Origin of the sequence: Pseudoalteromonas sp. BMB (assembly GCF_001709235.1) — a bacterium.
Taxonomy (GTDB): domain Bacteria; phylum Pseudomonadota; class Gammaproteobacteria; order Enterobacterales; family Alteromonadaceae; genus Pseudoalteromonas; species Pseudoalteromonas maricaloris.
The window spans coordinates 64,779-87,633 of record NZ_MBQA01000001.1 but is presented as its reverse complement, the minus strand read 5'-3'; the positions used below and the strand labels follow the sequence as shown (position 1 = coordinate 87,633).

General features: G+C 41.7%; 18 protein-coding genes. 3 read left to right on the top strand and 15 right to left on the bottom strand.

Going from position 1 to position 22,855, the window contains the following annotated elements; translation table 11 throughout:
• Nucleotides 1-66: 66 nt before the first annotated feature.
• The 6 genes from BB427_RS00395 to cysS form a co-directional block, all read right to left on the bottom strand.
• On the bottom strand, nt 67-2,790 hold the full coding sequence (locus BB427_RS00395) for a response regulator (protein WP_069018599.1): 2,724 nt from the start codon (nt 2,788-2,790) through the stop codon (nt 67-69).
• Nucleotides 2,780-3,379: a chemotaxis protein CheB gene (locus tag BB427_RS00390; protein ID WP_045989860.1), complete on the bottom strand. Its 600-nt coding sequence runs from the start codon at nt 3,377-3,379 to the stop codon at nt 2,780-2,782. The genes BB427_RS00395 and BB427_RS00390 overlap by 11 nt, the downstream gene beginning before the upstream one ends.
• Nucleotides 3,351-4,154 carry a CheR family methyltransferase gene (locus tag BB427_RS00385; RefSeq protein WP_069018598.1) on the bottom strand — a complete coding sequence of 268 codons (804 nt, stop codon included), beginning with the start codon at nt 4,152-4,154 and terminating at the stop codon, nt 3,351-3,353. Before BB427_RS00385 ends, BB427_RS00390 begins: the two co-directional genes overlap by 29 nt.
• A 15-nt stretch (nt 4,155-4,169) precedes the next feature.
• On the bottom strand, nt 4,170-8,339 hold the full coding sequence (locus BB427_RS00380; RefSeq protein ID WP_069018597.1) for a response regulator: 4,170 nt from the start codon (nt 8,337-8,339) through the stop codon (nt 4,170-4,172).
• Entirely contained in the window at nt 8,323-10,401 is a 2,079-nt protein-coding gene (locus BB427_RS00375; protein ID WP_069018596.1) for a two-component system response regulator, read from the bottom strand. Before BB427_RS00375 ends, BB427_RS00380 begins: the two co-directional genes overlap by 17 nt.
• Nucleotides 10,402-11,364: 963 nt before the next feature.
• A complete protein-coding gene (gene cysS, locus BB427_RS00370; RefSeq protein WP_069018595.1) occupies nt 11,365-12,744 on the bottom strand; it encodes a cysteine--tRNA ligase in 1,380 nt (459 codons plus the stop codon).
• Between the two features lie 199 nt (nt 12,745-12,943).
• Between cysS and BB427_RS00365 the strand changes: the two genes are divergently transcribed.
• On the top strand, nt 12,944-13,438 hold the full coding sequence (locus tag BB427_RS00365; protein WP_045989997.1) for a peptidylprolyl isomerase: 495 nt from the start codon (nt 12,944-12,946) through the stop codon (nt 13,436-13,438).
• 58 nt (nt 13,439-13,496) lie between these two features.
• Nucleotides 13,497-14,222, top strand: coding sequence for a UDP-2,3-diacylglucosamine diphosphatase (locus BB427_RS00360; protein ID WP_069018594.1), 726 nt, complete (start codon nt 13,497-13,499; stop codon nt 14,220-14,222).
• 9 nt (nt 14,223-14,231) lie between these two features.
• On the opposite strand, the gene miaE is transcribed toward BB427_RS00360, so the two are convergent.
• Nucleotides 14,232-15,014 (bottom strand): tRNA isopentenyl-2-thiomethyl-A-37 hydroxylase MiaE, encoded by a 783-nt coding sequence (gene miaE / locus BB427_RS00355; protein WP_069018593.1) that lies wholly within the window; start codon nt 15,012-15,014, stop codon nt 14,232-14,234.
• Between the two features lie 209 nt (nt 15,015-15,223).
• Between miaE and BB427_RS00350 the strand changes: the two genes are divergently transcribed.
• Nucleotides 15,224-15,823, top strand: coding sequence for a Yip1 family protein (locus BB427_RS00350; RefSeq protein ID WP_010606742.1), 600 nt, complete (start codon nt 15,224-15,226; stop codon nt 15,821-15,823).
• 291 nt (nt 15,824-16,114) lie between these two features.
• Here BB427_RS00350 and BB427_RS00345 read toward each other — a convergent pair whose 3' ends face one another.
• The 8 genes from BB427_RS00345 to pspA all read right to left on the bottom strand — a co-directional run bounded on the left by BB427_RS00345 (nt 16,115) and on the right by pspA (nt 22,740).
• On the bottom strand, nt 16,115-16,456 hold the full coding sequence (locus BB427_RS00345) for a 4a-hydroxytetrahydrobiopterin dehydratase (RefSeq protein ID WP_010371199.1): 342 nt from the start codon (nt 16,454-16,456) through the stop codon (nt 16,115-16,117).
• Between the two features lie 10 nt (nt 16,457-16,466).
• Entirely contained in the window at nt 16,467-17,264 is a 798-nt protein-coding gene (gene phhA, locus BB427_RS00340) for a phenylalanine 4-monooxygenase (RefSeq protein ID WP_045989993.1), read from the bottom strand.
• A 255-nt stretch (nt 17,265-17,519) separates the two neighbouring features.
• Entirely contained in the window at nt 17,520-18,698 is a 1,179-nt protein-coding gene (locus tag BB427_RS00335) for a trans-sulfuration enzyme family protein (RefSeq protein ID WP_010606739.1), read from the bottom strand.
• A 190-nt stretch (nt 18,699-18,888) separates the two neighbouring features.
• The gene (locus tag BB427_RS00330) at nt 18,889-19,914 is read right to left on the bottom strand and encodes a TIGR01620 family protein (RefSeq protein WP_069018592.1); all 1,026 of its coding nucleotides are present in this window, start codon (nt 19,912-19,914) and stop codon (nt 18,889-18,891) included.
• Nucleotides 19,911-21,323: a YcjX family protein gene (locus BB427_RS00325; RefSeq protein WP_069018591.1), complete on the bottom strand. Its 1,413-nt coding sequence runs from the start codon at nt 21,321-21,323 to the stop codon at nt 19,911-19,913. The genes BB427_RS00330 and BB427_RS00325 overlap by 4 nt, the downstream gene beginning before the upstream one ends.
• Nucleotides 21,324-21,371: 48 nt before the next feature.
• Nucleotides 21,372-21,773, bottom strand: coding sequence for an envelope stress response membrane protein PspC (gene pspC / locus BB427_RS00320; protein ID WP_039497085.1), 402 nt, complete (start codon nt 21,771-21,773; stop codon nt 21,372-21,374).
• Nucleotides 21,770-22,003, bottom strand: a complete 234-nt coding sequence (gene pspB, locus BB427_RS00315) for an envelope stress response membrane protein PspB (protein ID WP_010371190.1) — start codon at nt 22,001-22,003, stop codon at nt 21,770-21,772. Before pspB ends, pspC begins: the two co-directional genes overlap by 4 nt.
• A 77-nt stretch (nt 22,004-22,080) precedes the next feature.
• Complete coding sequence (gene pspA / locus BB427_RS00310; protein WP_010371188.1) at nt 22,081-22,740, bottom strand: phage shock protein PspA; 660 nt, start codon at nt 22,738-22,740, stop codon at nt 22,081-22,083.
• Between the last annotated feature and the right edge of the window lie 115 nt (nt 22,741-22,855).

Here is a 22,855-nt window from a genome sequence, read left to right as displayed (position 1 = left end):
ATAAAAAGCCTCCGCACCACTACAGGAGGCTTTCTGTTAAAAATGGCGGCAATAGCGCGTTTTTATTTATGCTCCTTTGTATTCAAGGTAACATTTCAGCTCAATTAAACTAGTTGTACATAAGGCCTCAAAATCAGTGATTACATCTGGAGTTGGTAGCTGTTTGTTGCTTTCACACTCTCTTTGTAATTTAGAACTAAGCTGACCAAGCTTTGAGCACCCAAGGTTCATCGCAGCTCCCTTAACTTTGTGAAAAAGCTTAGCCAACTCACCGACATCACCAGAGGTGAGACAAGACCTTAAATTAGAAATTTCTTCATCAATGCTGCGCTCAAAACTTTTAGATAAGTTACACAGAAGTGCTAAAGGTAAAGAGTTTAGTCTATCAATGTCCAATAACTCTGAGTCTGGTTCTCTAGTCATCTTAGGTGTTGCTTCACACTCACTACTCTCAATTGGTGGTGTGCTAACTTGTTCAGACCGTAGTTTTTTCGAGCACTTCTGCAGACAAGAGACCAAGTCAGCTTCTACAACCGGTTTAGTCAAGAAATCAACCATACCTGTTGCTAAGCATTGCTTTTTATCTGCAACGGTTGCATTGGCTGTCAGAGCCACTATTTGGGGAGCTTGATCGCCATAAATACGGAACACTTCGCGCGTAGTTTGCAATCCATCAAGTACTGGCATTCTCATATCCATTAATATGAGATCATATTGCTTCTCGCAAAGCTTATCTAAAGCAATTTGTCCATTTTCAGCAAAGTCCGCTTTGTAGCCACATGCTCCAAGATAGTGCTTCATAAGCTCAATATTAACGAGATTGTCTTCTGCTACGAGGATCTTTAGTGGATAATTTTCTGCTAAATAAGGTAACTGCTCAATCGCTTGGATGCTTTCACTATTGGATTCATGGCGATAACCTGCAAACAATGTGCTCATTAAGGCATCATAAAATGCCGATAACCTAAAAGGCTTATATGCTATATGCTCAAAAAGGTTTCGCGCGTTATTAGGTAGCGTTGTTGATGACGAAAATAACATTATTGGTGGCCCATATATGAGCTTTTCTTTTAATTGCGCAGCAAGCTCAATACCATTTACTTCCGGCATTTGGTAATCAAGAATCACCAAATCTGCTGATTGCGCATCTGACACTATCGCTTCTATATCTCGAGGGTCCTGAAAGGTAGAAACTTTCATTCCCCATAATTCAAGATTGTGCTTAATCACTTCAAGGTTTACTGACAAATCATCTACCGCTACAACGGTTTTCCCTCTTAAAGCAGGGAGTTCACCTTGGGTATAAGGACTGCTTGTTGTTGGATTAACTCTAACGGGTAGAGTGAAAAAGAACTCTGACCCCTTGCCTTGGCGGCTGTTCCATCCAATTTCTCCTCCTAAAGCTTCTACGATACTCTTGCAAATTGCCAGCCCCAGTCCTGTCCCTCCATATTTTCTTGTGGTGGCACTTTCAACTTGGGTGAAAACGTCAAACAATTTATGCTCGCCACTTTTAGGAATACCAATTCCAGTATCTTTTACCGAAAATCTGAGCACGGTATGAGGTAGCTCAACACCTGTTTTAGAGACATGTATTTTTACATATCCCTCTTTGGTAAACTTAATTCCATTGCTAATCAAGTTACAGAGAATTTGAGTAATGCGAGTTTTGTCAGCAATACATGTAACTTGCGCATTAGCTTCAATGTTATAGACAATTTCAAGGCCTTTTTCTTGGGCTTTATTTGCATATAACATGACACAATTTTCAACTAGTTCGTTCAAATCAAAAGAAATATTCTCAAATTCCATCTTCCCTGACTCAATTTTTGAAAAGTCCAAAACATCGTTAATCAAAGACAGCAAATGCTCACCACTATTGTGGATCGTTTGCAAAAAGTCAGCTTGCTTTTTGGAAAGGGACTCTCTTGCAAGTAGGCTCGTCATACCTAAAATACCATTCAGCGGTGTTCGTATCTCATGGCTAATATTCGCAAGAAATGTAGACTTAGCCTGATCCGCTTCCTCAGCAGCGCGGCGCGCGCGTTCTTCTTCGGTGATATCGTCTAGCACCACTAAAATTTGTTGTTGTTCATTGTGTTGAAACTGCTCTAAAGTGATAGTAAAAGTACGCAGTGATGTCCCTTCTTGAGGGCACCATAAGGTTTTAACGAGTCTATTATTGTTCTTTTCTTTTAATTTACTGACTAATGTATCTTGGCTAGCTAAATAGTCGCTCAACTCATTTTTTAGACTACAGTCCAAAGCAGGCTTATTAACCGCTTTCAAATCCGGTAAACCATTGGAGATAAAAATAGCGCTAGGCACTGAATTCAATACTGTTTCATTGAAGCAGCGCCAATATTCTGATTGAGCCATTGTGTGTTGTAACTCAATCTCCTTTCGCTTTAGCTCAACAAACACATTCACCTTAGCAAGTAGAATATCTTCGTTAAGTGGTTTGTGAATGAAATCGACTGCACCAAGTTGATATGCCTCAATTAGGTCTTCTCTTGATTGCTCACCTGCTGTGATGAAGATGATCGGTGTGGCAACTAAGGCTGGGTCATCCCTCATTAAGCTGGCCACTTCGAATCCAGACATATCAGGCATGTTTACATCTAACAAGACTAAGAAGATATCAGGGTGCTTTACTAACTTTTTCAATGCTTCATTACCGCTAGCCGCTTCAATACGTTCTGCAGCCACATTTTTCAATAACTTTTGCAGCACAATAATGTTTTCTTTGCGATCATCAACGAGAAGTATTTTTGGTAAATTAGTATCCATGACTTGCTCCTGCAATAAGTTGTGCTATCGAATAGTGGCTAAGTTCAAGATCGATTTTTGTCGTACTTTTTGCCGCACTTACCATCTGCGGGAACTCACAAAGTTCAGGTGCAAGTATAGTTGTTAAGGCGTTGACCTGACTCAGTCCTAACATACCCTGTACACCATCTTCATTGGCACCAGAGAGTAAAATCCCAATTGCTCGATGTTGGTAAACATTGGCAATACTTAAAAACAGATTGTCAATGGCAGGGCAACAGCCATGGATAAGTTCACCAACATCTAATCGAATACAGTGATCCGTTGAAATGCTGATATGTAGGCGTGAGGGGGCGATGTATATGTGGTTCTTTTCTAAGGGCGCACCATCTATTGCAATAGAGACAGGGTAACGGATCAAGTTAGATAACGTCTGCTGCAGCGCAAGCCCACCTATTTCACTAGAGTGTAGTACTAAAACCAGCGGCGGTATTATTTCTCCATTGAGTAAGCGACATATAGAAATAAAATCAGACGTCGCACCGGCTGAGCCACCAATACCAATGACTTGACATACATCCTCAATTTCGTTTGTACACCGAATTTCCACTCGATAACTCCTTAAATTGCCGTGAATTAAGTAACGACTCCGACTCTCCGACAACCAAATATGCGTCTTTTTTCATCGCTTTTGAGATTGTTAACAGCACTTCATCCTGCGCGTGTTGAGTGTAATAAATAAGCATGTTACGGCAAAATACTAAATCAAACTCGCCCTCAGGTAAGGCTTTCGTCACATCACAAACAGAAAAAATAGTATGTTCTGTTAGGGCGGGATTAAAATGAACCACACCAGATTGATACTCAAAGTAATTGCGAAATTCCTGTTTTCCACCAGCGCTAAAATAATTGCACGTAAATTCTTTAAAATCTGAAATTTTGTATATCGACTTCTTTGCGATACTAATCGCCCTCGGACTTATGTCATAGGCAAAGCTGCGTGTGTTCCCCAACATACCCAGTTCAAGCAACATAATATTTGCACTAAGAACCTCTTCACCTGTTGAACAACCAATATGTGCAATCCTATATTGTTTATTGCTATCCCAGTTTTGAGAGAGTAAAGCCCGAAGATATTTGAATACATGCGGTGCCCGAAACATACTAGTAACGTTGATCGTTACTTCGGCGAGCACATCACTACACTCCTTTTCACCAGATAAGATTTTTGGAATCAACTCTGTGATATGCGACACGCCTAACTCGTTTCCAGCTTTAATAATTCGCTGTTGTAAAAAGTCATCGGAGTAACGTTCAAGTGCATAACCATTCTTGTATTCCAATGCTCGTACTACAAGACCTATTGAAAACGCATCACTTTGCATTACGCTATTTACTCTCTATCGCAACCAAACATGTAACACTGACATTAAGCGTTTGCTATCAACCGGCTTTGAGATAAAGTCATTCGCACCCACATCGATACATTTAACTCGCTCAGTTGCCATCGCTTTTGCAGTAACGGCTATTATAGGTACTGTTTGCCATTTATCGTTTTCCCGTATCTTTGCAATAGCTTCATAACCATCCATCACGGGCATCATGATGTCCATCATCACCAAGTCAAACTCTTGCTCTGTCATTAACTCTAGCGCTTCTGCGCCATTACATGCCTTGCTTACTTCAATTCCCTCTTTGTTTAACACCTTAGCTAAAGCAAAGGTATTGCGCATATCGTCATCAACTAGCAACACTTTTTTACCCTTTAAGCTATTAGTATTATGTTGATATTGATACAGCAGCTCCCTTTGCATCTCCGGCAACTCAGATTCTAGGCGATGCATAAATAATGTTGTTAATTGAATTAAATGGGCTTCTTGCGCATCTTCGGATACCACAAAATGTCCCTGATACGCCTTGAGTTGTTGGCTCAGGACTTCAGGCGATTGCGCGTTGTATAACAAAACTTTCGGTGGGATATCGTATTCTAATATGGCATCGAACAATTTCATCAGTTGCTCAGACCGAATACTGGTTACGTCGATTAAAATTAGATGGGGCTTAATCTCCTTGAATAGCTTACAAGCAGTGGTAATATCATGACAAGATTCAAGTGCGACGTTTTGCTGTTCAAACACCGTTTGCAACCGTTTCAGTTCAACCAATGACGCAATCATTAAAAGCTGCATAACATGCTGTTGATTTTCAACAGAGATCTGATTAGCAAGCCGCTCAATATCGTCGTCTTTCAATGGTTTATTCGTTATCCCTAAAGCACCAAGCTGAAGCACATTTTCAACATTTATTTCAAGCCCGGTGATGATTTCAACCGGTATTCTCATCGTTTCGGGGTGACGCTTTAACCTTTCTAGCAGACGAACGCCATCTTCGTCTGGCAGACCAACATCCAGTAAAATACCATCAGGTAACATAGACACAGCCAACTTGAAGCCATCCGCCGCACTGTGTGCTAGAGCTGAGTTAAAGCCTTGTTTAGCTACCATCTGTGCAATTATTTTCGCTAACTGAACATTATCCTCTATTACGAGTATTACTTTCTCTGCTTTAGAGGGCGCTTCAACAGCTTGCTCTGTTTTAGTCATTCCTTCATTACTCTCTAGGACAGAACCAGCTTGCTCACCAGCTAGCATTGAAGTCGATTCTTCGCCTATCTTACGGGAGATATCTTCTAGATTATCTGACACAGATGAATGCGTTTGCTTTGACGAACGAATATCAACATTACTGGCGCTCCCATTAAATGGTAATATCAGCTTGAAAGTACTACCTTTACCAACTTCACTGTCAACAGATATCAGTCCCCCTAGCAACTCGGTCAACTGTCTTGAAATTGTCAGCCCCAGACCAGTACCACCAAACTTTCGACTAGTAGAGCCATCTTCTTGCTGAAAAGCCTCAAATATTAATGACAATTTAGACGTGCTAATCCCTATACCAGTATCTCTTACAGTAAACTCAAGCGCATCGCCCATATCCTCCAAGGTTATTTGCTCGGTACTAAGAGTGACTTTTCCTTCACTAGTAAACTTAATTGCATTGCTCAACAAGTTTTTCAAAACTTGCTCTACACGCTTTCTATCAGAGTTGATAAGCGCTCCTTGGCATTGATCATTAATTTCGAAGTGAATGTTTTTCCCATTTGCCACTGGAGTAAACATTCTTTTCATGTTTTCAAGTAGTAAGTTAACTGAAAATTCCTCTTTAATGATCTCCAACTTACCAGCTTCTATTTTTGATAAATCTAAGATTTCATTGATCAAACTGAGTAAGTCATTACCGCTTTGGTGAATAATGGTTGCAGATTCGACATCTTCGTCTGTTAGCTGCCCACTCTCATTGTTCATAAGGCCTTTTGCCAATAACAACAAACTGTTAAGTGGTGTACGTAACTCATGCGACATATTCGCCAGAAACTCGCTTTTATATTTGCTCGCAAGTTGAAGCTCATCGGCCCTTGCTTCGAGCTCAGCTTTCAAGGTGTTAAGTTTGAGATTTCGCTGCTCTAACTCTTCCTTTTTCTGTTCTAATTCAACGGTTTTCTGCTCTAAATCAACATTACTTTGCTCTAATTTGTCTTGCTTTCGTTCTAAGTCCTCTTGAGTCGATTGGAGTGTTTGCGTTTGCTCTTCCAATAAACAGCTCTGCTTTTGCGTTTTTTCGAGTAGCTCATCCACCTTTTGCCGCGCTTGCAAAATATTCAGCATAACAGCAATAGACTCACTCGATTGAGCGAGAAACTCTTGGATGACCTCATCTTGCTTTTCGCTATATGCAATCTCAATAATACCTTTTAGATCTTCTTCAATTAACAATGGCAAAAAAATGATTTCCGTTGGCTGAGCTTTACCTAAGCCAGAACTGACCTCAATATAGCCTTCAGGTACAGGGCTAAAGGTCACTATTTTCTTTTCTTTCATGACTTGCCCAACTAACCCTTCGCCAACCTCAAATGTATGTGTCGACTGCTTCCTATTGTCAAAAGCATAGCTAGCTTGCAACTGGCACTTATCCTGTTCAACGAGATATATGCCGCCAACACATGCTTTTGTATAGCTCGCAAGATAATGTATTGAAGCTTCAGCCAACAGAGCTGTTTTGTCGATGCTACGCAGCTCAACATTTAGCTGATTTAGGCCATTTTTAATCCAGCTCTGGGCCCTATTCTCCATCTCGCTCCGTTGCAATGACTCAAGCATGTCACGCAACGCCGATGAGAGTCGATCTTTGGGTCCTCGCTGCTGTATATCAATATTATAATTATGCTTGGCTATCTGGTTTGCCTGCTGCTCAACTTGCTTAAAACTCAAACGCATATCCGACAACGTTTGAGCGATTAAATCTCGCTCGCTTCTTTGCGAAAACTCCACATCCAGCTCTCCTTGAGCCATCAGTTGTGCTTTAGCTAAAATCGCTTTGAGATTATCAGATACTGTATTGACGGCCGTGGACAATTCATGTAATTCGTCATTGCTTGATAGAGTAAGTCGTTCACCATCAAGGAACCCCTGAGCAAGCTCTTCTGATTTATGTTGAATTGCACCAATAGAGCGGGTGAGAAAACGTGAGAACCCCAGTGCAACAAAAAGAGACAGAAGTATTGCAACCAAGGTGGTTACCCAAATAATATTGAGGATGGCATTTTCAGCATCAAATAAAGCTGTCACATGCTCTTCTTCTTGAATAGACATCATCTGATCGAGTTCATCGACCGTTAGATTAATATCATTTACTAAAGGGATTGCACGATTCGTTAAAATAAATTGCGCTTTGTTCCAGTTTTTTTTATTTCTTTCCGCCACTATGTTTTTTGCACTATCCACATATATATCTTTGAGGCGTAGAATATTCAACCACGATGCGGAACTACCCATCGTTGATTGATAGCTAGTATCTATACTGTCAATAACACTGCTAAACTCACTCAGCTTGCTGTAAAGCTCTGACTCACCACCATCAAAGTCACCAGAGAGATAATAGCCAAGTTGAGTTTCAATTAACGTCGTAATATAGCGAAGGTTAGCGAGTTGAATAGAAGCCTGTTGCGGCACTTTATTCGTGTTAATTAACGTTGACAGACTTTCTTGTAAGCTTTGAGAAGAGGGTTTAAAACTATTTGTAAATAAGTCTTTCGAGAGCGTATTTTCACGACTCCAAGCGATATTCTCGATTTCGTATTGGATCTCCCTAAACTGCTTCAGCTGTGCATTCAATTCGTCGAGTGAAATAGCTATACGACCACTTAACTTCATTTCAGATAAACGTGCCGTTTGCCTATCAATAATCCGCCAAGACTTCGCTCTTTTTGCGATAAAATACTTGCTTTCAGTCTCTATATTCCCCAACAGCATATAACCACGTAGCAACGCGAGAGAAGTTTGTAATTCAGTTTCTATTACACCTAACGATCTGACCATTGGTAGCACATGATCAGAAAGGTACTCTCGCATCGTTTTTACATCTACCGTTTTTTGATAGATAAAAATCGAAGAAAATACCACTATCAATAAAATTGAAGAAAATGTAACGGTAAGTTTATGTGCCAGCTTCATTGATGTTCCCTTTGCTTTGTTCATCCAATACGGATAGGAATGCAGCCTCAGGCATTGGCTTATAAAACAAAAAGCCCTGATACATCTCAACACCAAGCTGAGTCAAAAAAGTAAATTGATCGCTATTCTCGACCCCTTCTGCAACCACCTTCAAATTCAACGCATGCGCCATATTGATGATTGCGGTGGCGATTGCCACATCGTCTTTACTGTGTGGTAAATCATCGACGAAGGATTTGTCGATCTTCAGCTTTTCAATAGGTAGCCTTTTTAAATACGCCAGTGAAGAATAGCCGGTGCCAAAGTCATCTATCGAGATGGTAATACCTCGGTCTTGAAACTCTTTTAAAATGAGTACAGCACTTTCAACATCATGTAGTATTGTTGATTCGGTTATTTCTAACTCAATGTGCTGCGACGAAATATTCCATTCATCCATAGTACTAAACATAAAGTCACATAATCGCGGGTCCAAAAACTGTTTCCCAGAGAGATTAAATGCAATTTGGATCGTTAAGCCGGCGTCATTACATTTAGCCAAGAAACAACATAATTGCCGAAAAAGTAACTTACCTAGACCAATGATTAGGCCTGACTGCTCAGCGATCGGAATAAAATCAGCGGGCGAAATAAATTGGTTATTTTGATTTCTCCACCTTACTAGAGCTTCTGCTCCTTGAATTGTTCCATGGGCATCAATTTTAGGCTGATAATAGAGCTCAAATTCATCGTGCTCGATGGCATGATGAATCGCTTCCTCTAGCTCTACTCTGTCTTTTAAAGATACCTGTTGCGTAGGTTTGAAGACTCGGACTCTATCACCATCTTGTTGAATTAGACCCGCTAATGCAATTTCAGCATCACGCAAAATATCATGTGAGTATCGATATAAATGCGTATCAAAAACTAACGACGCAGAAAAGCTAATATGAAGCTTTTTTTCACCTGCTAATAAGGGCACCATCATCGTTTCCAATACTTCCTCATTCAGCCATAGCAACACCTCGTTGATAGGAGCGGGATTTTCTATAACAAACGCTAGTTTATCGTTTGCTACTCTGGCTAAAGTGCTTTGAGGCTGTAGTACACTTGTAACTCTATTTGTAACTTCAACGGCCATGTGATCGCAAAAATGGTGACCATAACTGTCACTGATCAATTTATAGCGATCGATAGAAATCAGCACCACAGCAAAGCTAGTAAGCTGCTTACTTTTCCGCGCTTGAATGTACATATCAAGCTTATCGAGAAAAGCCGAAGTATTTAGAGTTTGAGTCAGTGGATCCAGTACTTTGCGTTCAGTAATATCACTTATTGAACCGGCCATCCGGTAGGGCTTACCATTATCAAAACGTAAAGCGGAACCGCGCATCAACAACCACCTAAATGCGCCGCTTTTATTTTGCATTCGACATTCATATTCAAAGTAGTCTGTCACTCCAGACAAATGTGCACGCAAGGCTCGTTTAAAACCAAGCATGTCATCGTCATGTAAGCGCGTTACAAATGTGGAAAAATCTGGCTCTACTTCGCCCTCTTCTAGCCCTAATATCTGTTTCCATCTAGCGGAAAGGTAAATCTCATCTGTGGTAATAAACCAGTCCCACAGAGCATCATGTGCTCCTTTTGCTGCAAGCGCGAAGCGTTCATTTGCAACATCAACATCCTGCTTTAGTCTCTTAATAGTCAAAATGGTACCAATACGAGCCATTAGTACCTGAATGTTTATAGGTTTAGCTACAAAGTCGTTAGCTCCTAATTCTAAACATTTCACAACATTGTTAGTCTCATCATCACCGCTAATCATGACAACAGGCAGTGAAATAGCAGAGTGTTTTGCTCGTATAGAAGTAAGTACTTCGACCCCTGATCCATCGGGTAGACCAATATCCATCAGAACAATATCAAAACGATTTTTTGCCAGACAATCATACGCCATAGCAACACTGTCTCCAGCGACAATCTGCTCAAATTCATATATTTTTAAGCATTCGACAATTAACTCTCGGCTTACGAGGTCATCATCAATAACTAAAATGCTCACTTTTTTGTAATCTGGCATAATCCTTCTAACATCCTTAATTCGTAATGCTCAGAGTGATCAACATTAGACTTGCGTTAAATTCACTTCCAATAGCCAGCTATTGGTGCGTAAACTCGCCTTGCCATCTCAAAACTCCTTGGTTAGATAAGGAAATAATTTAATATACATTTAAAAACAATGAGTTAACTAATTCCTTACCCAAGCCTAGAGTTAGTTATCTAACTTCCCGCGATTCTAACTTCAAAGATGAGCATATTGAGATCCCCAATACTATTATTAGAGATTAGTCTAAAAAGTGTATATTGATAAATATTTAACCAACTAAGTCCGCAAGCTTTAACTGCTGATGAAAGAGTTGGTTGTCCTCTTTCCAATATAGATATGAACTATCTAACGATAGTTAAGTACATAGTATCTTTGTACGAGGGTGCTAATATCTCCGCCTCGAATGTAGAGGAAAAAGATAAAATACTTTGTGAAAATATTAGAAGTGAGTTTTAGTTAAAGGCTGGATAGGGCCTGTTTATCCTGCAAGTTTGTTTTTGCAGCAGTTTGATTGGTATTTTACAAGACAGAGCCTGCGTAGCATAGCTATTCCATGTGAGTCAGGCGACAAAGACTTTGTGCTCCTACAAAGTTACCTTACCCCACATCCTTGTGGGGTAACACAGAAAAATGCCAATTTAGCGCAGTCCTTTGGGTTCACCTGAGTCCGCTTTGTTCATTGTTGCTCAACTTTTGCCTAGATTACTTGGCGGTAAGTCGAGTGTCGCGATCAAAACACACTCAGGAGAACAAAAATCGAACAGAAAAGATGAACAGGCCCAAGAGAATAGTTCGAATGACATCAGCCTATTTGACTACATAGATTAGCATAATACTAGAGGCTACTTATCTCACAATTTTTTAATAACCCTACTCCAGCGTCCTGTGTCACCAAGACAGCTAGAGAAGCTATTCATTATCCTAAACTTCGGTTAATTAAGCTTTACGCCAAGTTGTTTTGCCCGCGCTATCTTCTAACACAACGCCTAAAGCAGTTAGCGCATCACGCGCTTCATCCGCTGCAGCCCAATCTTTATTTTCACGAGCGCTGCGGCGCTTTTCAATCAATGCTTCAATTTGCGCTACTTCGTCGTCGTCTTGTTCGCCCTGTAAGAAAGATTCAGGGTCTTGCTGCGCAATACCTAAGACTTCCGCTAGTTTCACAAGAATAAACGCGTGCTCACCAGCAGATTTTGCGTCACTATCTTTTAAGCGATTCACTTCTTTTGATAATTCAAAAATCACTGGCAATGCTTCTGGCGTGTTGAAGTCGTCGTTCATTGCTGTCTCAAAACGTTCAGCGTAAGCATTACCTTTAAGCTCGACGTCCACCAGCTCAACGCCACGTAGCGCAGTGTAAATACGCTCAAGCGACGAACGTGCTTGTTCAAGGTTTTCTTGTGAGTAGTTTAGCTGGCTACGATAATGACCATTGATCAAGAAATAGCGTACTGTTTCTCTATCAAAGGCTTTAAGCACTTCACGTACGGTAAAGAAATTGCCAAGAGACTTAGACATTTTCTCTTTGTTAACTTGTACCATGCCGGTGTGGATCCAAGTGTTTACATAACGGCCGTTATTTGCGCAGCAAGATTGAGCGATCTCGTTTTCATGATGCGGGAATTGCAGATCTGACCCCCCACCGTGAATATCAAAAAATTCACCCAAATGCTTTGAACTCATTGCGCTACACTCAATGTGCCAACCTGGACGACCTTCGCCCCACGGAGATTGCCACGCAGGCTCACCCGCTTTGGCTTTTTTCCACAATACAAAGTCAAGTGGATCATCTTTGTCTTGCGCTACTTCAACGCGTGCACCCGCCTGTAGCATTTCTAAATCTTGCTGAGATAACTGACCATATTGCTCAAACGTTGAAACATCAAACAATACATCCCCGTCCTTCGCAACGTAAGCATGGCCTTTTTCAATCAAGCGCGCGATCATCTCGATGATTTCGTCCATATGCCCTGTTACCGTCGGCTCAATATCCGCAGGCAGCATATTCAACGCAGTAAAGTCTTCATGCATGGCTTTGGTCATGCGAACGGTTAGGTCATTAATCGACTCTTTGTTTTCCGCGGCGCGTTTAATGATTTTGTCATCCACGTCAGTAATATTACGCACATACGTGACGTCATAACCTAAATAACGTAAATAACGGTTCATTACGTCAAATGAAACGTAAGTGCGTGCGTGTCCTACATGACAGAAATCATAGATAGTGATACCACACACGTACATATCAACCTTGCCTTCTTTGAGCGGTTTAAAAGGGGCTTTTTGGCGAGTGAGTGTGTTGAAAATCTGCAACATGTAGTTTTCTTCCTAAGTACGGTTCATTTTTTAACAAAAGTGCTATTAATCATACCACCTGCATAGCAGCGCCTCTAGATTTTAATAACGAATTACGGCAGTTTTTTGATTTTTTACACTGATTTTTAAGGAATGCTTTTTCACAAAAGCCCAGTTGATATAAAATAGGGTTTTATCATTCAACACGATGGACACTAACATGGTTGTTTTAGAAACAAATCACGGCGAAATCCGTATTAATCTTTTCGCTGACAAAGCGCCTGAAACGGTAGCTAACTTCCTAAACTACGTAAACAGCGAGTTTTATAACGGTACTATTTTCCACCGTGTAATCGACGGCTTTATGGTTCAAGGTGGCGGATTCGCATCGGGTATGGAACAAAAACCAGTTGAAGCACCGATCAAAAACGAAGCAAACAACGGTGTTGCAAACAAAGTGGGTACCCTAGCCATGGCACGTACGCCAGATCCACACTCTGCAACTGCACAATTTTTTATCAATGTTAACGACAATGACTTCCTTAACTTCTCTAGCGAAACATCGCAAGGTTGGGGTTACTGTGTATTCGGCGAAGTTATTGAAGGCATGGATGTAGTAAATAAGATTAAAGGTGTTGCTACTGGTTCTTCTGGTTTCCACCAAGACGTACCGCTTGAAGATGTGATCATCGAAAAAGCATACGTTGCTGAGTAATATCCTACTTTTTATTCAAGGCCAGTATTTATGCTGGCCTTATTATTTTTGAGGTCCCATGGGTAAAACCTATTTTATCGCCGACTTGCATTTAACCGAGCACCGCACTGATATCACCGACGCTTTTTTCGCTTTTCTCGACCATCATATGACCGCCGATGTCGACGCTTTATATATTCTGGGTGATTTTTTTGAAGTGTGGATTGGAGACGATGAAAAAGACCCCTACGCCCTGAGTATTGCACAAAAACTGCGAAGCTTGAGTCACCTTGGCATTCAAGTATTTTTTATTCACGGTAACCGTGATTTTTTAATCAAACAGGCCTTTGCTAACGAATGCCAAATGACTTTGCTACCTGAACAAGCGGTGATAGATCTATACGGCACACCGACGGTGATTTTGCACGGCGACGAGATGTGTACTCAAGACGAAGCCTATCAAAAGTTTCGCAGGAAGAGCCGCGGTTGGTGGTGGCCAAAATTGATGCTTGCTATGCCACTTTGGTATCGTCGCAGAGTTGCTGCAAATGCAAGACGTAAGAGTATTGAAAACCAAAAAGGCAAGCCCCTCGAGATTCTAGATGTCACCGAAGAAGCAGTGGCTGACATGTTCGCAAAACATGGCGTAGACAATATGATCCACGGCCACACCCACAGACCAAAAGTGCACACCTACCAAGATGGTAAGGTACGCACTGTACTTGGCGATTGGTATTCACAAAGCTCATATATCGTCGTTGACGAAAGTGGCAAACAACAGCTCCTTTGCCACCCTTTTGAATAAATTTAGTGCTTAAATAGGCGCACCTGAGTGGAACTTGAAATCGGGGTCTAGTGAGATGATAAGCTCGTTTTCCACTTGCTGAAATAGTTGAATGCGCCCAGCTACGTCACAGCGCTTAGGATCGGTTGCGTTGGCAACTTGATGCGCTAAATCAATATAGTCTTGATAATGTCTGGCTTCTGAGCGTAATAGCGACACATAAAACTTAGCAATTTCTTGATCTAAGTGTGGCGCAAGTTTAGCGAAACGTTCACATGAACGAGCCTCAATGTAAGCACCAATGATCAGTTTATCAACCAGAGCTGCGGGTTCATAAGTGCGAATGTGTTTAATCATTCCAGACGCATAGCGAGATGCTTGTACGTACTCAACAGGAATATCACGTGCCCTTATGATTTCTAGCACCTGTTCAAAGTGATGTAGCTCTTCTTTGATAAGCCTCATCATCTTACTCAAAATATCTTGATTGTAGGCATATTCAGGTCGTGCAGTTAGCTCACCGATCAATTCATTTTTACTGCCTGAAAACTCGCCATCACCAACACTGCGATAAATAAAATCTTCGTAAGGTTGCAACCAACTTAACAATGTTTTTGCAGACGCATCATCTATTGCATATTTACGAATTAAGAAGGCCGCGCTTTGTGCCGCTTTTAACTCACAATGCATATGATCGATAAGCAACAATGGTAAGTGCTCGCTTTGCTTTGCTTTTTCAATCCAAGCTTGCGGGGTTTCACAGCCTAAAAATTGGTTAATAGGCGCAAGTAAATCTGTGTACTTTTCTAACATAACAACAAAAGACTAATGTGTTTGCGCCATTTTATCATAACTTCTCGCTGCAAGGTGCACCACAAGGCTATTCCCCAAGAAGTTTTAGATCATTCTGAAAATAGTAATATTGCTATTCAACTACATTTTCTTGACAAAAATTAACTCATCTCTCATAACTTAATTGAATTGTACAAAAATAGTACAAACCTATATTTGAGGGGCTAACTATGATCTTTAATCATCTATGGGGCTTATATGCTCACCCGCACGAAGAGTGGCAAACAATTGATAACCGTCACGAAAGCATGTTTTACAGTTTGTCACATATTGCACTTGTTGCGCTGATCCCAAGCATTATGGGGTATTATTCTTCGGTCTACTTAGGCTGGAGTGTTGGTACTGGGGATGCTGTCTATTTAACTCATGAGTCAGCAATATTAATTGGTGTTGCAATGTACTGCGCATTAATTGCAGGCGTCTTTATTCTGGCATATCTCGCCCACTGGATGGCCATCACTTTTGGCTCAACGCCGACCTATACACAGACTCTAGAGTTATCGGCTTACACAGCAACGCCAATGTTTATGTCGGCATTTGCGGCATTTTATCCTGAACTTTGGTTTGTCGTATCGGTTGGGATGGTTGCACTGGCGTACTCCGTTTACCTGCTTTATACGGGCGTGCCTATTCTTATGCATATTCCTGAAGAGCGTGGGTTTATTTATGCCAGCTCGGTTGTGACTTGTGGCCTAGTATTGTTAGTCATCATTCTTGCTGCAACCGCTATTTTGTGGACTAATGGCATAATTAGCCCTACGTTTACGTAACCTGAGGGCGAGATAAGAAATAGATTAATCTATTTCTGCTAACGCTAGTTGTATTTGTATTTGGTTGGAAAATGAAAAGACGAACGTTCTCTTGGCTTTTACCCTAAATGATGAATAAAAAAAACGGCGCTTGGTTAGCGCCGTTTCTTTTTTGTAGTTCGAAACATGGACTTGTCGATATTTGTCGATATTTGTCGATATTTGTCGATATTTGTCGATATTTGTCGATATTTGTCGATATTTATCAATATTTGCCGCTATTTACCGATATTTGTCGACATAAATATCGACCTACTCTGCGAATACTTCGTCGGTTTTAGCGGCACAGATAAAATCGTTTTTATGAAGACCTTTAATAGAATGGCTCCACCACGTTACCGTCACTTTACCCCATTCGGTAAGTAGACCTGGGTGATGGCCTTCTTCTTCAGCCATATCGCCCACCTTGTTTGTGAACGCAATTGCTTGTTTAAAGTTTTTAAACTTGTAAACACGCTCAAGCTGCATAATACCATCGCGTACTTCAGGTACCCAATCAGGGATCTGTTTGATTAGAACCGCTAGTTCTTCATCTGATACTTTAGGCGCATCCGCACGACACGCTTCACATTTTTGTGCACTTAAATCAGACATTGATAATTCCTTAACTTGCTAGTTTTTCTTTTGGCGGAAACTTAGGTTCAAATAACCCTAGCTCTTTTGCTTGTTCAACCAGCGACATGATATCCATTTTAGAGATCTCAAATAAGTCGTTGATTGAGTTAATTGTATAGTAAACAGGTTGCATAATGTCGATGCGATAAGGTGTACGTAACACATCTAACACTTTAAGCGGATTAATTTCTGGTTTGTCGGAGTAAACATATTGAGTCTCACCTGGGCTTGATAGCACACCGCCACCATAGATACGTAGACCTTGCTCGGTTTGCATCAAACCGAATTCGACGGTAAACCAGTATAAGCGTGCAAGGTATACGCGATCTTTCTTCTCAGCGGCATAGCCTAGCTGACCATACTTGTGTGTAAACTCGGCGAATGCTGGATTCGTTAGCATTGCACAATGGCCAAAAATCTCATGGAAGATATCTGGCTCTTGCAAGTAATCAAATTCTTCTCTTGAGCGAATAAAGGTTGCTACAGGAAACTGTTTGTTGGCAAGTAATCGAAAGAACTCGTCAAAATCAATCAGTGCCGGCACTGGTGCTACCTGCCAACCCGTTTCTCTCGCCAGTGCTTCGTTTAACTCACTTAGTTGTGGAATGCGGTCTTTTGGTAAGTTAATTTTCTCAAGGCCCGCCAAATATTCATCACAGGCTTTGCCTTCGATACACGCTAGCTGACGTGCAACTAACTCCGACCAAATTTGATTCTCTTCATCTGTCCAAGCAATAACGCCATTTTCATCTGGCTGCTTAGATACATATTTACTTGCTTTAGCCATTTTACATTCTCACTTACTTCACCCCGAGTTTATGATCTTGCAATTTCAATTGCCGTCCTGTTGATGGTTCGGAGCGCTTCAACTTGTGACTTTGATACTAAGTAAAAGTGAAGGAAAGTTTAATAGTGAGCACGTTTATCACATTTCGCACAACAAGCATTTTCGTAAACTATAAAATACACACCTGTAAAACTAAAATTACACATATAATAAAAAGGGGTTAAACCTAGCCCCTTTGTAAAAATTAACTTACAGCTATATTTTATCAAACGCCTGCTTAAGATCGTCAATAATGTCTTCTACGTCTTCAAGCCCCACTGAAATCCGAATTAGTCCATCGGAAATTCCCGCAGCTAACCTTTCCTCTTGTGTATAAGGAGAGTGTGTCATTGATGCCGGATGTTGAATGAGCGTTTCTGGGTCACCTAGACTTACCGCTAACGTACACAGCTCAGTCGCATTGATAAATTGTTCACCCTGCTCTAGCGAGCCGTTGATTTCAAAAGCAATTACCCCACCAGCCCCTTTCATTTGTTCACCAAGAAATTGGTAACCAGGATGCGAAGGTAAACCAGGGTAGTAGACTTTATTCACTTTAGGGTGCGCTTCTAGGAACTCTGCTACCGTTTGTGCGCTTTGACAGTGGCGTTGTACACGCAAAGCTAAGGTTTTCAACCCTCGATTGATTAACCAAGCATCATGCGGACTGATTGTAGCGCCAATGTCTTTTAACACGGTTAATTTGATAAGTTCTATGTGCTCTTTTGAACCGCACACGAGCCCTGCTACCACATCCCCATGACCATTTAGGTACTTGGTTGCACTATGCACAATAAGATCAGCACCATAATTCACAGGCTTTTGTAAAAGCGGCGTCATAAAGGTATTGTCAACGACAAACAAGAGCTCGTGCTGTTTAGCGATCTCCCCTAACATTTTCAGATCTAATACCGTCATGTTGGGGTTGATCGGCGTTTCGGCAAACAATAGTTTTGTATTTTCCTGTACCGCATCACGTAACGCTTGCTCATCGGTTAAGTCAACAAATGACACCTCAATACCGAATTTAGGCAACATATGCGCAAATAGTGCGAAGCTACAGCCATACAATGCGCTTGATGCAATCATATGATCGCCTTGCTGCAAAAAGCTCAGCACCGATGCAGAAACGGCCCCCATACCAGTGGCGGTCGCCGCAGCATCTTCCATTCCCTCGAGTCGGGCTACTTTTTCTTCTAGCTCTCGCGTCGTAGGGTTGCCTAAGCGAGTATAGATATAACCGGGCTCTTCACCGGCGAACCGTGCAGCTCCTTGCGCTGCGTCTTTAAAGTGGAATGTTGAGGTTTGATACAAAGGAGCGGTCAACGCCCCATGTGGGTCGTCAAAATGATTGGGTCCGTGAATACACTGACTGTCATCTCTTAATTTTTTCATACTTGCCTGCTGATTTTATTATTGCCAACCAAATAAACATGGTAGTGAATTGATTAGCGTCGTTTTTGTGTAATAACCAATATGTAGGGCAGTTTAGAAAAATAGACAAGCATGCCAGATGGGGAGACGGCTAGTTCACTTATTGTAACTAGCCAGTTTTACTTAAAGAGGTGTATAAAATTGTTGCCGTTTAATCTTTTTTGCTACGCCTTAATAGCACATCTACGACTGAGCTAATCGCATTTTTCAAAAGACTTTGTTTGTGCTCCAAACGTGGTAATGGTCGACAAAGTTCCATCGCCTTGTAGCCCAAACGGGCTGTGAATATCCCAGCACTTAGGCCCTGTGCCGAACGGGTAGAAAGCTTGCCAAGTAATTCAGCTCCCACACTGGTAGCAGCAAGGTCGCTTACCAGCTCACTTGCGCCAACAAATACCATTTGCTTCAACAACATTTTATACAAGGTGACACGGCTGCGATACGCTAATCGAATACCATAATGTTTGCTGATCTTTTCCACCAGCACGACTCCGCGCCAAAGCACCGCCAGCATATCCACAAGTGCGAGTGGACTTAAAGCAACTAAGAGCGCCGATGTTGTTGCATGCTCCTGAATTAGCTTTTTAGCTTCAGCATCTTGGCCTCGGAGCAAAGTTTTTTCATATAAAGTGATGACTTCTTTGTCTGTGTGGTGAGGCTGTAATGCTTCTTCAAATGCGGCAACCTTTTGCTCTGGATGCGCTTTTAATAGTGGCGCAAGCCAAGCTCGCGCCTCGCCAATTTGGTCACTCTGTAATAAGCGCTGGGCATCATGCTTAATTTGCTGATGTTGTTTAAGCTTGCTAAGTGCGATGACTTCCGAAAATAAGAACTTAAATAGCGCAAGTAAACCAAGAGACAACACGGCGGTGTATAGACTAAACAGCAGAATATTTTGCTCATAGCTCTCTATCAAGGTCAGTGCTGCTTCCACAATAATAAGTATTAATAGCGCAAGCAAAAAGCACTGCTTAAACCCAAATCGCCAAGGCGATTCGTAAATACGTTCAATTTTCGGTAACTCGGGTTCAGGCACAGTATCAAGGCTTTCACTCACAGCCAGCTCATTGCCGAGAACTTTGCCTTCACCACCCAAATGTTGAGACTCATTTTGGCTTTCAGCGTCGATGTTTAAGCGCCTACCCGAACCTTGGTAAGATTTTGTCTGATCTGTCATCTTAATTTATCTCCAATTAAGAACTGCAAAGCATGATCAAGCCTGATATGCGATAAGTTTCCTTGCCTCGCAGGTAGCGGCTCAAACGCTAAAAACTCAAACCCATTTCGGGGCCAAGCCTGCGATTTTGGAACGTGATCAGGCGGGGTTGGTGGCACATAATTAATAAACTGCTGCTCGCCGACTGGCTTGCCGTAGATACATTGCACATGTTGCGTCCCCTCTTTCACCGCCCTTGACTCAACACTTCTCACCGAAGAAAGAGACATCGTATCCACGGTTACCCCGTTGAAGCGAAGCTCATTGGCACTGTCCACCAGCATTTCATTTAACAACCTTGTCAAATTGGTCTGCTGCTCGTTCAAGACGCCATCACATTTGTTGGCGGCAAATAGCACCTTATCTATTTTTGGGTTAAATAAACGAGACAAAAAGCCACTTTTACCATGAGAAAACATGGCGAGGATCTGCTTTAACGCAACTTCTTGCTCTTTCAGTGTGTCGTAGCCATCACTTAAGCTACCCAATAGATCAACTAACACGACTTGGCGGTCAAACTGGCAAAAGTAATCTTTGTAAAATGGCGCGATTACTTGCTTTTTATAGGCTTCAAAACGCTCCACAAGCTGTTGATATTGTGAATGCTCGGTAATGTCGTTTGGGTGAACTTGTACCGGAAAAAACAGCAATATTGGCGCTCCCTCAAGGTCACCCGGGATCAACGCTCTGCCAGGTTGCAAGTTAGATAAACGAGTGTCCCGCTGCAACTGCGCTAAAAGCGCATGGTAACTTTGTGCAAGCATTTTCAGCTTACTTTCATCCACCGCTTCCGTCCCATCAAACTGCTTGAGGAGCTGTAAAAACGTTTGTGCAAATGGCTGGTATTTAGGCTTATTTAATAATGCAAATTGCTGCTCACACCACTCGGGAAAAGTCATTTTAAGTAGCGGCAAGTCCATTAACCATTCACCTGGGTAATCGTATAGTTCAAGGTATAGTGTATGGGTTTGCGCTAAGTGCTGTTTGAGTCCGCGTTCACTATGATACCTAAACGCCAGTGTTAAGGTGTTGATACGTTTGGTTGACGCAGGCCATTTTGGCGGCTCTTCCAACAAACAAGTTATTGCTTGCTGATAGTCAAAAGTTGGTACCGCCAGTGCCTTCTGCGGCTCAGGACGACACGCAACAAGACGACCTTCACTCACGACATCTAAAAACGGTAAGTTGTCGGTGCTCGTTTGTGTAGTCAGATGCTTGATAAGAGCAGTGATAAATGCAGTTTTTCCGCTGCCACTAAACCCGGTTACGGCAAGCTTGATATGCTTATCAAAAGAGCGGTGGAGCGTTTTTTTGGCTTGTTGTTTTAACTTATCTAGGGAAGATGGGGTTCGAAAACGTGACGTAGTCATAAGTAGAAAAGTGCCCCTCAAGAAAATGCCAAGGCGGCCAATACCGCCTTATAGCTTGTCAATTTCTCTGCTAACCGTAAATTCAGGGGAAGTTACGTAGCGTTCCATGTTCTGAATGCGACCATCAAGTCGTGATAATCTGTCTTTTAGGTCATAAAGTGCCTGTCTTGGCGGCTCGCCTTTTTGCCACACCTTAAACTTCACCGATACTTTATCCTCATCTTTCGCATCAAGCGAACGGTTTGGTGTCACTTCACGTTTATCTAAAATAAACCAGCATGCCACATACACGACGATAAATAATGGACCACCAGATAATAGCACGGCTGTGATGAATAAAATCCTAACAAGCCATAACTCCATGTTGAAGTAATCGCTAAGACCTGCGCATACTCCGGCTACCTTGCCGCGACTTGGGTCACGATATAGCTCTCGCTTTAGTCTACTCATAACTTGCGTCTCCATTGTGGTGACTCTTGATCAAGTAAAGCTTCTAACGTTTCAACACGATCTGCCATTTTTTCTGCCTTGCTGGCTAATTCGATAAGCTGACGATGCTCGTGTTCACTTAACCCTTGGCTTACTTGCTTTTTGCTACGGTAGTGCAAAATTAACCAAAGTGGTGCCACGATGACCATAAAAATAATCAACGGAGCCATCAAAACTTCTGCGTCAAACATAATCTTCTCCTGCCTTCAACCTGGCTGTTATTATTGTAGTTGGTTAGCACCTACCCTGACAGTAGGTGCGACTATTTTCACTTTTCAGCCATTTTCTTTTTCAGCTGTTCAAGCTCATCGTCAATCTTTTCGTTCTTTTGCAGATCAGCAATCTCATCCGCTAACGATTTCTTACCTAAATCGTAAGATTCGATTTGTGACTCTAGGCCATCGATTTTGCTCTCATAACGCTCAAAGCGATTTAGGGCATCATCTACTTTACTGCTGTCGAGTGCCTTTTTCACCTCTAAACGAGATTCGGCTGAACGCTGACGCAGTACAATCGCTTTTTGGCGCGCTTTTGCGTCGGCCAGTTTATCTTGTAATGTACTGACTTCTTGCTGCAGCTTTTCAATGTGCGTGTCTACATGCTCTAGCTCTTTTTCAAGGGCTGCAACATCCTCCGCAGACTTTTGTTTTTCAAGTAAAGCAGCACGTGCTAAATCTTCACGTTCTTTACTTAGTGCAAGCTCTGCTTTGGTTTGCCAATCATCTACCTGTGCTTTTAGCTGATCTAGACGGCGTGTTAACTCCTTTTTCTCAGCGAGTGTTTTTGCTGAGGTCGATCTTACTTCGACTAGTGTATCTTCCATTTCTTGGATAATTAGGCGAACCATTTTTTCTGGATCTTCGGCTTTATCCAAAATAGCATTGATATTAGAATTCACTATGTCTGCAAAACGAGAAAAAATTCCCATAGTGGTTACCTCTTTGGTTAATAGCTAAATTGCTTACTTCTATGTATCAAATAGCTTGCCAACTTTAACAAAATTAAAAACACAATAAAATCATAAGGTTATTTTATTTTTAAAA